The following is a 12,599-nucleotide window of genomic DNA, read 5'->3' on the forward strand; positions in this document are numbered from 1 at the left end:
GCGTCACTCACCGAACTTGGGGAGCACCGTCGGCTGTGTCGTGGACGGCATGACGCGGTAGGTCTTCAGAACCTGGGTCATCGCCTTCTGGAAGGCGGGCGCGTTGGCCGAAGACGAGGTTATCGTGGTGGGCTCGTCGAGAGTGACGGCGACGATGTACTGCGGGTCGTCCGCGGGGGCGAATCCGATCATCGTGGTGAAGTAGACGCCCGCCTTGTACCGTCCGTTGCCGTCGGATTTCTCGCCCGTTCCGGTCTTCGTCGCGATCCGATATCCGGGGATCGCGACCTGCTTGGCGTAGCCGGCCTGCATCGCGACGTTCTCGAGGATCTCCCGCATCTCGGCGGAGGTCTGCGCACTCAGCACCTGCGTCGGCTCCGGGAGCGTCGGGGTGATGACGGTGCCGTCCGCCTTCGTGCACGACTCGACCAGGGAGAGCGGCATCTTCAGCCCGCCGTTGGCGATCGCGCCGTAGGCGCCCACGAGTTCGGGGACCGTCGTGGTGACGCCCTGTCCGAACGACGTGTTGTACGTCTGCTGGTTGTCCCAGTTCGCGACGGGGACCAGGTCACCCTTGGCCTCACCACCGAATCCGACCGCGCTGCCTTGTCCGATGCCGAACTTCTGGAGGTAGTCGAAGCGGGTCTGCGGCGACACGGTCTCGCTGAACTTCGAGATGCCCGCGTTGGACGAATCGATGAGGACACCGGCGAGCGTGTAGTCGTATGCATCGTGCGTGAAGGCGTCCTGCACGGACGCGCCGTTCGGGAACTTCTCACGGCTGGATGCGACGACGGTCGAGTCCAGGGTCTGACCGCCGGCGTCGAGGACCGTGGACGCGGTGAGGGCCTTGAACGTCGAGCCGGGCTCGAAGGTGTCGGTGAAGATGTGGCTGCGCTGATCGTCCTGGGCGGCGGCGCTCACATTGTTGGGGTCGACGCTGGGGTACTCGGCGGCGGCGCGGATCTTGCCCGTCTTCGCCTCCACGACGGTGATCGTGCCGCGCTTCGCGCCCATGTCCTGCACCTGCTCGCCGATGAGCTGCTGCAGGTACCAGTTGAGATCCCGGTTGATCGTGAGCTGCAGCGTCCCGCCGTTCACCGCGGGATCCGTCGTTTCCGTGCCGGGGATGACGACGCCGTCCTTGCCCTTCTCATACGTCAGAGAGCCGTTGGTGGCGGCGAGGCAGGAGTCCTGACTGAGCTCGAGGCCCTGCAGGGCATCGCCGTCGATACCCATGAATCCCAAGAGATTCCCCGCCACGGCGCCGTCGGGGTAGGTGCGTGCGGGGTGCTGCTCGAACGAGAGATACGGTGCACCGGTCTCCACCAGGGCGCGATACTGCTCGGTGGTGAGTCCGCGCTGGAATCGCTCGTACTGGTCGGCGGGGTCCGCGGCGAGCGCCGAGGCGACGATCTTCTGGATGTCGGCGGCGCTCTGCCCGGTGATCCCGGCGATCTCCCCCGAGGCCTGCTCCCACGTGACCTTCTCGGTGACGCCGGCCGCCGTGGTGCGCGTGTAGGTGCCGACGTTCTTGGGGTCCAGCACGCCGTCGTAGAGCAGGATGCTGCCGGCCAGCGTCTGCCCGGACTCGTCCACGATCGCGCCCCGCGTGCCGTACAGCGGGCGGGAGGCGCCCAGACTGTAGGACTTCGCCTGCGCCATGTTCTCCTCAGCGTTCACGACCTGGATGTCCACGAGTCGCACGATGAAGCCCGCGAGGACCGCCAGCACGACCGCGAGAGCGATCACGGTGCGGCGGCGCGGGCTGCGCGTGGCTCTCGTGCTCATGTACTCAGTGTGTGCTGGGGGTCGGCAGACCGTCGGTCAGTGGCGGCGGCGTGTTCGATACGCCGTCCTCCGTCACCGCGGTCGGGTCGACGGTCGGGACAGGAGCGCCCTGGATCGTGGCATCCGGAGCCGTCACCAGAGGAGTCTCGGTGATGAGGGCGTTCGGCACCGTGCCACGGCCCAGAGCGTCGACGGAAGACGCCCCCAGCGATGCCGAGCCGCTCCCGAGGATCGCGGCGTCGCTGAGCCGCAGATAGCTCGGAGACTCGTCGATGACCATGCCGAGCGCCGCCGCATTGGCCGCGAGGTACTGCGGCGAATTCAGCCCGGCGATGTCGTCCTGCAGGATCTGCTTGTTCCAGTCGAGTTCGCGCTGCTGCTGGGTCAGGGCCGTCAGCTCGTACGAGCCCTGGGTCGTGACGATCGACAGCGCCATCTGGGCGGCGCCGATGGCCACGGCGCCGGCCAGCGCCACGATGCCGTACAGCAGCCGCGGGCGGCGGCGGCGAGCGGATGCCGCGACCGGCCGCAGCCCGCGGGTCGGTGTGCTCGTGGTGCGGGCGGGAAGAGCGCCCCGCGCGATGGTCGCGGTGCTCACGCCGCCTCCTTGAGTCGCTCGGCGGCGCGCAGCCGCACCGGGGTCGCGCGCGGATTGCGCGCGATCTCGTCGGCCGAAGCCTGTTCCGCTCCCTTGACCAGCAGGCGGAACTGCGGGGCGTGCTCGGGAAGCTCCACCGGCAAACCGGCCGGAGCAGTCGAGGTCGAGGCGTCTGCGAGCACGCGCTTGACCAGGCGGTCCTCGAGGGACTGATAGGACATCACGACGATGCGCCCGCCGACACGCAGACGCTCGAGAGCCGAGGGGATCGCCCGCTCGAGCACCGACAGCTCGCCGTTGACCTCGATGCGCAATGCCTGGAAGACGCGTTTCGCGGGATGACCGGCTTGTTTGAGAGCCGCGGGCGTGGCGGCCTGAAGGATGTCGACGAGCTCACCCGAGCGCTCGATGCGGCCGGCGCCGCGAGCGGAGATGATGGCACGGGCGTAGCGGCCCGCGAGCTTCTCCTCGCCGTACCGCTCGAAGATGCGGCGCAGATCGCCTTCCCCGTAGGTCGCGACGATGTCGGCGGCCGTCGTGCCGCCGCTCTGATCCATCCGCATGTCCAGGGGTGCATCCTGTGCATAGGCGAATCCCCGGTCTGCGACATCGAGCTGCAGCGACGACACCCCCAGGTCGAAGAGGATCCCGTCGACGGAGCGGAGACCGCTCCGGGTGATCGCCTCGCCGATGCCGTCGTAGACCGTATGCACCAGGGTGACGCGGTCACCGAACGGCTGCAGCCTCTCGCCCGCGATACGCAGGGCGTCGTGGTCGCGGTCGAGCCCGATGAGCCGCATTCCGGGGAAGCGCTCGAGGAAGGCTTCGGAGTGTCCGCCCATGCCGAGGGTCGCGTCCACGAGGACGGCGCCGTCGCGCTCGAGCGCGGGAGCGAGCAGCTCGACGCAGCGGTCGAGCAGGACGGGGGTGTGGATGTCGCGGAGGCTCATGGTCTCGGGGCCCTGTTCCCAGATTCCGATCCCCTTCCGCTCCGACCTGGCACCGGGGAAGTGTGTCAGGGCGTGAGCGGCGGGAGATCGCAACCGAGGACGCTAGAAGAGGCCCGGGATCACCTCCTGCTCCATATCGGCGTAGCTGTCTTCGTTGCTGTCGGCGTAGGCGTTCCAGGCGTCCGCGTTCCAGATCTCCGCGTGCGCACCGACCCCTGTGACGACGAGGTCCTTCTCGAGGCCCGCGTACGCGCGCAACGGCGGCGGGATCGTGATGCGGTTCTGGCTGTCCGGCTTCTCGGCGCTCGCGCCCGACAGGAACATGCGCAGGAAGTCGCGTGCCTGCTTGTTGGAGAGCGGCGCTTCGCGGATGCGCTCGTGCACCCGCTCGAACTCCTCCGTGCTGAACACGTACAGGCACCGCTCCTGCCCGCGGGTCACGACGATGCCGTTGCCGAGGTCTTCACGGAATTTCGCGGGGAGGATGACCCGACCCTTGTCGTCGAGCTTGGGAGCGTGCGTGCCGAGAAGCATCGCCACCACCCCCCTTCGTCCGGCCCCGCTGGGTTGCGTTCGCCACTTTACTCCACTTCCCTCCACTTACCTACAGAATTGCCGGGACTGGTGCGGCAGACGACCCACGTGCGCCCGGCGGGGGGTTCTCCGCGCGACGACGCAGGACGACGGGCGCACGAAAAAGAGCACCGACCCGAAGGTCGGTGCTCTGCAACTTCTCGCCGCCTGCTGACGCGGGCGGACTCGGTGCTCAGCGGTCTTCTTGGCGGCGCTCCCACCGGTCGTTCATGCGGTCCATGAAGGATCCGGATGACGAGGCCTTCGCCTTCGCGGGCTGTGCCGGATCGGCAGCCACGCGACCGTTGCCCGCCCGCGTCGGCGTGACCGCGAGGATCACTCCCCCCAGCATGACGACGAAGCTGATGACACCCACCACCACGAGTGGAATGGACACCCCGGCGATCAGGCCGCCGAGCCCCACCAGCACGAGGATGGTGCCGTAGACGATGTTCCGATAACTCAGAGTTCGGCCGTCCGTGGACGCGCTCACGACATCTGCGTCGTTGTGCATGAGATGGCGTTCCATCTCGTCAAGCAGACGCTGCTCCTGTTCGGAGAGTGGCATGCTTCCCCCTCTGAGATTCCCTGGGCGTAAAGTCTACGTCCGCCGTCGATCACTAGGCTAGGCCTGTGTCGCCGACCACGGATCCGATTCAAGCTGTTTCCCAGCGTCTGGACAACTTCTTCACCGCCCGACGTGTGGAAGCACAGGAATGGGGCCCCGAAGGCGAAGGTCTGATCGAAGCTGCGATCGCCGCCCTCCAGGGCGGGAAGCGTCTGCGCGCGCGGTTCTGCCTGGCGGGGTGGAGGGCTGTGGAGGAGGCGTCAGGGCGCATGACTTCGCCCGACGACGGCGTCGTGGCCGCGGCATCCGCTCTCGAGATCTTTCACGCCGCAGCACTCGTCCACGACGATCTGATCGACAACTCCGACACCCGTCGAGGGCGCCCCGCTGCCCACCGCGCTCTGGAGTCGCAGCACCGCGCGGCGGGCTGGGAGGGCGATGCCGCCGCGTTCGGCCGTTCCGGGGCCATTCTGCTGGGTGACCTGCTCGTGGCGTGGAGCGACGATCTGGCCGAGGAGGGATTCGCCGAGGCCGCCCCCGATGCCGGCGCCGGTGCGCGCCGGGAGTACGCGCTCATGCGTCGCGTCGTCACGGTCGGCCAGTTCCTCGACGTCGCCGAGGAGTCGGCGTTCCGCGCCGCGGCCGACGAGTTGCAGGCGGAGCGCGCGCTCCGGGTCGCCTCGCTGAAGTCCGCGCGTTACAGCGTGGAGCAGCCGCTGCTGATCGGGGCGGCCCTGGCCGGCGCCGACACGGCGCAGCAGCATGCGCTCTCCGCGTTCGGTCACCCGATCGGCATGGCCTTCCAACTGCGCGACGACGTTCTGGGGGTCTTCGGCGACGAGAGCGTCACCGGTAAGCCATCGGGTGACGACCTGCGCGAGGGGAAGCGCACCGTGCTCATCGCGTATGCCCGCGAGGGGATGTCGCCCGAAGACCGCTCGCGGATGGACGGTCTCATCGGCGATCCATCCTTGGATACGGCGCAGATCTCGTCGCTTCAGACGGCCATCGTCGCCTCCGGCGGGCTCGATCGCGTCGAGGCGCTCATCACCGACTACGTGGCGGCCGCCGACGATGCGCTCACGGGCGCCCCGCTCGCCGACGATGCACTGGGCGAACTACGCAGGCTGGCGCACGCCGCGACCGCTCGCACCGCCTGACGGAACCGCCCTCAGCCGGCGGACTGTGCGACGCGGCGCACTTCGCTCTTGCGTCCCGCTCGCAAGGCCGCGATCGGCGGCATTCCGATGGACTCCTCGTCCGCGAGCATCCAGTCGATGACCTCGTCGTCGGTGAAGCCGGCGTCCTGGAGCACGAAGATGGTTCCGCGAAGGGAGCCCAACGGCTCGTCCTCGACGATGAACACCGAGGGCACGGTGAGCGCACCCGTACGGCGCGTGCCGATCAGATGGCGTTCGTCCAGGAGCTGACGCACTCTGGTCAGCGGAAGTCCGAGTACGTCCACGAGCTGCGGCAGCGTCAGCCATTCGGTCTCGATGCGGGGGTCGGTCTCTCCGGTCACGAGTCCACTATCTCACTTCGGAAACCTGGAGCCGGTGACCGCGGCGCGGCGGGCGTCCGGCAGCGGCGTGGTCGACGCCCAGTACACTTTCATCACTTCTGCACCACCTGCAACTCCCTTATCACTGGTTGACACCTTTTTACTTCCGTGACACGGTGTGGGAAGTCACCGGAGAGGGAAAACTCGTGCGACCACCCGAAATGCACCGCCCGCCCGCCCGCCCGAACCCGATGCAGAACCGCGCGTTCGGCATCGGCGTACCCGCCGTCATCGTCGGCTCGCTCGCAATGTCGCTCACGGCGATGCCCGCGCACGCAGCCGGAGACGAGCGCGCCCACGCGCGCGAAACACCTCGCAGCGGTGTCCACCCTGTGGCGACCGGCTCCCACGCCGCGGTCTCGGCGCGGGTGCAGAGCGCCGTCGCACCCGACACCTACACCGTCTCCGCGGGAGACACGGTCAGTGCGATCGCCGGGAGATTCGACCTGCGAACCGCCGACGTGCTCGCGATCAACGGACTCAGCCGCTCCTCTGTCATCTATCCGGGCCAGGTGCTGCGCTTGAACGGCGCCGTCGCCGCCGCGCCCGCGTCCGCTGCGCCTGCGACGCCGCCCGCCGCATCGGGGTCGTACACCGTCGCCGCCGGAGACACGATCAGTGCGATCGCACGGGCGCACGGAACGAGCATCCAAGCCGTGCTCGACGCCAACGGCCTGACGCGGGCGTCGATCATCTATCCAGGTCAGGCTCTGGCCCTCCCCGGGTCGGTCGCCGCCACGGCGTCGGCGCCCGCCGCCGTGGTGCCGGCGTCGGCCCCCGCCGTGACATCCGGCGCGTACACCGTCGAGGCAGGCGACACGATCAGCGCGATCGCGAGCCGTCACGGCACGACGACCCGCGCGATCCTCGACGCGAACGGACTGACGACAGCGTCGATCATCTACCCCGGGCAGAGCATCGCCCTTCCGGCCGCGGGTATGGTCGCCGCCGCATCCGTCACCCCCCTGTCCGCCGCGGCAAGCTCGAGCCTCGATGCGGAACAGGCGGCCAACGCGCAGTTGATCATCCGTGTCGGCCGCGAGATGGGCGTGCCCGACCGTGGCATCACCATTGCACTCGGCACGGCCATGCAGGAATCGTGGCTGCGCAACCTGGACTGGGGCGACCGCGACTCGCTCGGGCTGTTCCAACAGCGTCCCAGCATGGGCTGGGGCAGCGCCGACCAGGTGCGCGACGGCGACCGTGCCGCGCGGGCGTTCTTCGGCGGCCCGTCGGATCCCAACGGGTCGACGACGCGCGGACTCCTGGACATCGCGGGCTGGCAGAGCATGAGCTTCGCGGATGCCGCGCAGGCGGTGCAGATCTCTGCATACCCCGACCGTTACGCGCAGTGGGAGCAGCCCGCCTCCTCGTGGCTCGCCGCCCTCGGCTGATCGTGTCTCGACCCGGTCACGGAGGGTGAGCCGCTGCCGGGTCGGACTGCACGCGCTCCGTAGACTCTCACCGTGAGCACGAGTCAGCAGGCCGACCCGCTGATCGGCCGTCTCGTCGACGGTCGATACCGTGTTCGCGCGCGCATCGCGCGGGGCGGGATGGCCACCGTGTACGTCGCCACCGATCTGCGCCTCGAGCGCCGGGTCGCCCTCAAAGTCATGCACGGGCACTTGAGCGATGACTCGGTGTTCCAGAGCCGATTCATCCAGGAGGCGCGCTCCGCAGCACGGCTGGCAGATCCGCATGTCGTGAACGTCTTTGATCAGGGACAGGACGGCGACACCGCCTACCTGGTGATGGAGTATCTGCCCGGTATCACCCTGCGTGAGCTCATGCGGGACCAGCGGCGCCTGAGCGTGGCGCAGACCGTGCCCATCATGGACGCGGTGCTCGCAGGGCTCGCGGCCGCGCACCGCGGGGGCATCGTCCACCGCGATGTGAAACCCGAGAACGTGCTGCTCGCCGAAGACGGCCGCATCAAGATCGGCGACTTCGGCCTCGCCCGCGCCACGACGGCGAACACGGCGACCGGGCAGATGCTGCTCGGCACGATCGCGTATCTCGCGCCCGAGCTCGTCACCCGTGGCACGGCGGATGCGCGCAGCGACATCTATGCCCTCGGCATCATGCTGTACGAGATGCTCGTCGGCGAGCAGCCCTACAAGGGCGAGCAGCCGATGCAGATCGCCTTCCAGCACGCGACCGATTCGGTCCCTCGCCCCAGTGCCAAGAACCCCGGTGTGCCCGAGCCGCTGGACGAACTGGTGCTGTGGGCCACCGAGAAGTCTCCCGACGATCGTCCGAACGACGCCGCACAGATGCTCGAGCGGTTGCGCGAGATCGAGCGCGATCTCGGGATCAGCCCGCAGGTCGCGCGGGCGACCGCCGCTGCCGGACCCGCGCACGACGACGGACTCGACTCGGACGAGATCACCAGCATCCTTCCGTCCTCCATCACCGCCCCGCTCGCGACGGTCGACGCGAGCGACAATGCCACCCGCCTGCGTCGGGCGACGAAGAGACGGGCGGCGAAGGGCATCTGGACCATCGTCGTCGTGGCCCTCCTGGCCGGCCTCGCCGGGGGCACCGGCTGGTGGTTCGGGTCGGGACCGGGTTCGCTGGTCGCCGTTCCCAACGTCGCGGGTCAGTCGTTCGCCGACGCCACGGCGACGCTCGCCGCGCAGACGCTGTCCGCGACCCAGCGAGACGTGTACGACTTCGATGTGCCGGCCGGCACCGCCGTCGGCACCGATCCTGCGGCAGGGATGAGACTCGACAAGGAGGCCGCCGTCGTCGTGCTCGTCTCCCAGGGTCCGCAGCCCCACGATGTCGCGGCCCTCGCCGGGATGTCGGCCGCGCAGGCTCGCCAGCAGCTCGAGGCGGCACGCGTCACGGTGAGCGATGACCAGAAGTCCTTCGGAGAGGCCGCCGCCGACAGCGTCATCGCCGCATCGGTCACGCCCCGCGCCGGTGGGGAGCCCCAGAACTGCACCGACGGCTGCACGCTCTACGAGGGAGACACCGCCGTACTCTCGGTGTCGCTCGGGCCGGTGCCGAACGTCTCGGGACTGAGCATCTCGGCCGCGACGTCGGCTCTCACGGGTGTCGGCCTGCAGGTCAGCGGCGACAACGCCGAGGACTTCAGCGACTCGGTCGCCGACGGCAAGGTGATCGGCATGCTGGATCGCGAGGGCGGCGGCAGCTGGGTCCCCGGCGACACCGTGACTCTGATCGTCTCGCAGGGGCCGCCGCTGTTCCCCGTGCCCGATCTCACCGGCATGACGCTGGCGGCCGCCCGCGGCGCCCTCGAGAAGGGCGGCTTCAAGATCGAGTACGACGGGCGCTGGGACTCGTTCCCCGACGCCTTCACGAAGGTCGAGTCGCAGAGCCCTGCGGCGGCGACCCAGCGGCCGAAGGGCACCGTCATCTCGGTGCGCATCGCCGCCTCGCTCTGATCCGCTCTGCCGCGGGACCTGACGTGCCGGATGCCTCGGAGCGAGGCATCCGCGCTCGCCGTGGTCAGAGCTTCTCGAGCTCCTCGGCCACCAGGAACGCCAGCTCGAGGCTCTGCATGTGGTTCAGGCGCGGATCGCACAATGACTCGTAGCGCATCGCGAGGGTCTTCTCGTCGATGTGCTCAGAACCTCCGAGGCACTCCGTGACGTCGTCGCCCGTGAGCTCGACGTGGATGCCTCCGGGGAACGTGCCGACGGCGCGGTGCGCGTCGAAGAACCCGCGCACCTCGTCGACGACGTCGTCGAAGCGACGTGTCTTGTAGCCGGTGGGTGTCGTGATGCCGTTGCCGTGCATGGGGTCGGTGACCCACAGCGGAGTCGCCCCCGAGTCGCGCACGGCTTCCAGCAGCGGCGGCAGTGCGTCGCGGATCTTACCCGCGCCCATGCGCGTGATGAACGTGAGGCGACCCGGCTCGCGCTCGGGGTCGAGCGTGTCGATCAACCGCAGCGCCGTCTCGGGCGTGGTGGTCGGTCCGAGCTTGACGCCGATGGGGTTTCGGATCTTCGAGAAATAGTCGATGTGCGCGCCGTCGAGGTCGCGGGTGCGCTCGCCGATCCAGACGAAGTGGGCCGAGGTGTTGTAGGGCGTACCCGTGCGCGAATCGATGCGCGTCATGGGTCGCTCGTAGTCCATCAGCAGGCCCTCGTGACCGGTGTAGAACTCGACCCGCTTGAGCTCGTCGAAGTCGGCGCCGGCGGCCTCCATGAATTTGATCGCGCGATCGATCTCCTGCGCGAGACGCTCGTACTGCTGGTTAGCGGGGTTCTGCGCGAAGCCCTTGTTCCAGGAATGCACCTCGCGGAGGTCGGCGAAGCCGCCCTGGGTGAACGCCCGGATCAGATTTATCGTCGACGCGGCGGTGTGGTAGCCCTTCAGCAGTCGCTGCGGGTCGGGCGTGCGGGAGGCCTCCGTGAAATCGAAGCCGTTCACGATGTCGCCGCGGTACGCGGGCAGCGTGACGTCGCCGCGCGTCTCGGTGTCGCTCGAGCGCGGCTTCGCGAACTGGCCCGCCATGCGGCCCATCTTCACGATCGGCATGGACGCGCCGTAGGTCAAAACGACGGCCATCTGCAGCACGGTCTTGATGCGGTTGCGGATCTGCTCCGCCGTCGCGCCGGCGAAAGTCTCGGCGCAATCGCCACCCTGCAGCAGGAATGCCCGGCCGGACGCGGCGCGGGCGAGACGCTCACGCAGGAGATCGACCTCACCGGCGAAGACCAGCGGCGGCAGCGTGGCGATCTCGGCCGAGACCGCGGCGACGGCATCGGCGTCGGTCCACGACGGCTGCTGTTTGATGGGCAGAGTCCGCCAGTGGTCGAGGGCGTCGGGCTGCTGAGGCATCCGCTCAGTCTATCCGCGCGGATGCTCGCCCCTGGAGCATGATGACGGAATCAGCGGGGCGGGATCACCACGACACTCTCAGGGGGACACGGCGGATGCCGCGGCCCGGTCCTTCACGCTCGAGGCGTAGACGTCTTCGTACTCCTGCTCCCCCAGCCGCTGCAGAGCGACGATGATCTCGTCGGTGACGGACCGGAGGATGTAGCGGTCGCCTTCCATGCCCGCGAAGCGCGAGAAGTCCAGTGGTTCGCCGATGACGATGCCCACCCGGACGATGCGGGGGACGGTCCGTCCGATCGGCATCATGGTGTCGGTGTCGACCATGACGACGGGCACCACGGGAACGCGGGCCTCCAGGGCCATCCGCGCGATCCCGGTCCGCCCCCGGTAGAGCTTGCCGTCGGGGCTGCGGGTGCCCTCGGGGTAGATCCCGAGCAGGTCGCCGCGCCCGAGCACCTGAAGTCCGGTGTTGAGCGAGGCTTCTGACGCCTTGCCGCCCGACCGGTCGATCGGTATCTGCCCGGTGGCCTTCATGAAGAACCGCGTCGCCCGACCCTTGATGCCTTTGCCGGTGAAGTAGTCGCTCTTGGCGAGGAAGGACATCGGGCGGTCGATCATGAGCGGCAGGAACACCGAATCGCTCACCGAGAGGTGGTTGCTGGCGAGGATCGCCGCGCCCTCGGTGGGGATGTTTCGACGGCCGATGATCCACGGTCGCCAGATCGCTTTGACGATCGGTCCGATCACCACGTACTTCATCAGCCAGTAGAACATCGTCAGACGATCCGCTCGATGGTGCGGATCTCGGCCTCGGCCAGGTCGGCCGCCCCGATCAGGCCCGCATCGTTGCCCAGCTGCGCGATCGCGAATTCGGCGATGTGACGTTCGCCGTACCCGGGGAGAGAGTGGTCGTAGGCGATCCGCATCGGTTCGAGCAGCGTTTCACCCAGCTGGGCGACTCCGCCGCCGATCACGAACACCTCGGGGTCGAGTACCGCCTGGAAGCCCCCGCATGCCTCGCCCAGCGCGGTCGCCACGCGATGCAGCGCCTCGATCGCGCCAGGATCGCCGGCCAGGACGAGCCGCGAGATGTCCGGCCCCTCGAGCGCGCCGGTCTCCGTTCGCAGCGCCGCGAGGCCGGCCCCGATGCCGCCGCCGTCGGCGATCGCGTGGGCCTCGCGCTGCAGCGCTCGTCCGGAGGCGTACTGTTCGAGGCATCCGCTCTGCCCGCAGCCGCACGGGTGTCCGTCGCGGATGAAGCGCGTGTGGCCCAATTCGCCCGCGATGCCGTGGCCGCCGCGGTGCAGGCCTCCGCCGATCACCACGGCTCCCCCGACTCCCGTGCCCATCGTGAGCATGACCATGTCCGTGAATCCGCGACCGGCGCCGTAGCGGAACTCCGCCCACCCGGCGGCGTTGGCGTCATTGTCGATCGTCACGGGGACATCGATGCGCGCCTCGAGGATCGCGCGCAGCGGCTCGTTCTCCCACGCGATGTTCGGAGCGTGGATCACGGTGGACTGGTCTCTGTCGATGAAGCCCGCAGCGGCGACGCCGACCGCCACGATCTCGTGACGGTCACCGAGGTGATGCACCATGTCGATCACGGCATCGGACAGTGCCGTCGTGTCGACAGGCGTGCTGACGCGGAGCTTCTCGATGATGCGGCCCTCGCCGTCGACCACACCGCCCGCGATCTTCGTCCCGCCGATATCGATTCCGACCCTGAGCACGGCATTCCTTTCC

12 protein-coding genes are annotated in these 12,599 nt (G+C 68.8%); 3 read left to right on the forward strand and 9 right to left on the reverse strand.

Annotation, left to right across the window (positions count from 1 at the left end):
* Window positions 1-3 precede the first annotated feature (3 nt).
* The 5 genes from ACFXOO_RS14795 to ACFXOO_RS14815 form a co-directional block, all read right to left on the reverse strand.
* A complete protein-coding gene (locus tag ACFXOO_RS14795; protein WP_378840234.1) occupies window positions 4-1,791 on the reverse strand; it encodes a peptidoglycan D,D-transpeptidase FtsI family protein in 1,788 nt (595 codons plus the stop codon).
* Window positions 1,792-1,795: 4 nt separating this feature from the next.
* Window positions 1,796-2,389, reverse strand: coding sequence for a hypothetical protein (locus ACFXOO_RS14800; protein ID WP_378840236.1), 594 nt, complete (start codon window positions 2,387-2,389; stop codon window positions 1,796-1,798).
* Window positions 2,386-3,339, reverse strand: coding sequence for a 16S rRNA (cytosine(1402)-N(4))-methyltransferase RsmH (gene rsmH / locus ACFXOO_RS14805; protein ID WP_378840238.1), 954 nt, complete (start codon window positions 3,337-3,339; stop codon window positions 2,386-2,388). Before rsmH ends, ACFXOO_RS14800 begins: the two co-directional genes overlap by 4 nt.
* 102 nt (window positions 3,340-3,441) lie before the next feature.
* Window positions 3,442-3,873 (reverse strand): division/cell wall cluster transcriptional repressor MraZ, encoded by a 432-nt coding sequence (gene mraZ / locus ACFXOO_RS14810; RefSeq protein ID WP_378840685.1) that lies wholly within the window; start codon window positions 3,871-3,873, stop codon window positions 3,442-3,444.
* Between the two features lie 232 nt (window positions 3,874-4,105).
* Window positions 4,106-4,480 (reverse strand): DUF3040 domain-containing protein, encoded by a 375-nt coding sequence (locus tag ACFXOO_RS14815; RefSeq protein ID WP_378840241.1) that lies wholly within the window; start codon window positions 4,478-4,480, stop codon window positions 4,106-4,108.
* A gap of 65 nt (window positions 4,481-4,545) precedes the next feature.
* Here ACFXOO_RS14815 and ACFXOO_RS14820 point away from each other — a divergent pair, with 65 nt between their 5' ends.
* On the forward strand, window positions 4,546-5,640 hold the full coding sequence (locus ACFXOO_RS14820; protein WP_378840248.1) for a polyprenyl synthetase family protein: 1,095 nt from the start codon (window positions 4,546-4,548) through the stop codon (window positions 5,638-5,640).
* An 11-nt stretch (window positions 5,641-5,651) separates the two neighbouring features.
* Here the strand turns inward: ACFXOO_RS14820 and ACFXOO_RS14825 are convergent, their stop codons facing one another.
* Window positions 5,652-6,002 carry an Rv2175c family DNA-binding protein gene (locus tag ACFXOO_RS14825; protein ID WP_378840250.1) on the reverse strand — a complete coding sequence of 117 codons (351 nt, stop codon included), beginning with the start codon at window positions 6,000-6,002 and terminating at the stop codon, window positions 5,652-5,654.
* A 185-nt stretch (window positions 6,003-6,187) separates the two neighbouring features.
* Between ACFXOO_RS14825 and ACFXOO_RS14830 the strand changes: the two genes are divergently transcribed.
* On the forward strand, window positions 6,188-7,435 hold the full coding sequence (locus ACFXOO_RS14830) for a LysM peptidoglycan-binding domain-containing protein (RefSeq protein WP_394563971.1): 1,248 nt from the start codon (window positions 6,188-6,190) through the stop codon (window positions 7,433-7,435).
* Window positions 7,436-7,507: 72 nt separating this feature from the next.
* Window positions 7,508-9,451, forward strand: a complete 1,944-nt coding sequence (pknB, locus tag ACFXOO_RS14835) for a Stk1 family PASTA domain-containing Ser/Thr kinase (RefSeq protein ID WP_394563972.1) — start codon at window positions 7,508-7,510, stop codon at window positions 9,449-9,451.
* Window positions 9,452-9,515: 64 nt separating this feature from the next.
* Here pknB and ACFXOO_RS14840 read toward each other — a convergent pair whose 3' ends face one another.
* The 3 genes from ACFXOO_RS14840 to ACFXOO_RS14850 all read right to left on the reverse strand — a co-directional run bounded on the left by ACFXOO_RS14840 (window position 9,516) and on the right by ACFXOO_RS14850 (window position 12,586).
* A complete protein-coding gene (locus ACFXOO_RS14840; protein WP_378840258.1) occupies window positions 9,516-10,853 on the reverse strand; it encodes a class II 3-deoxy-7-phosphoheptulonate synthase in 1,338 nt (445 codons plus the stop codon).
* A gap of 78 nt (window positions 10,854-10,931) precedes the next feature.
* Window positions 10,932-11,627 (reverse strand): lysophospholipid acyltransferase family protein, encoded by a 696-nt coding sequence (locus tag ACFXOO_RS14845; protein WP_378840261.1) that lies wholly within the window; start codon window positions 11,625-11,627, stop codon window positions 10,932-10,934.
* Window positions 11,628-11,629: 2 nt separating this feature from the next.
* Entirely contained in the window at window positions 11,630-12,586 is a 957-nt protein-coding gene (locus tag ACFXOO_RS14850; RefSeq protein ID WP_378854330.1) for an ROK family glucokinase, read from the reverse strand.
* Between the last annotated feature and the right edge of the window lie 13 nt (window positions 12,587-12,599).

Origin of the sequence: Microbacterium sp. P03 (genome assembly GCF_043556235.1) — a bacterium.
Lineage (GTDB): Bacteria > Actinomycetota > Actinomycetes > Actinomycetales > Microbacteriaceae > Microbacterium.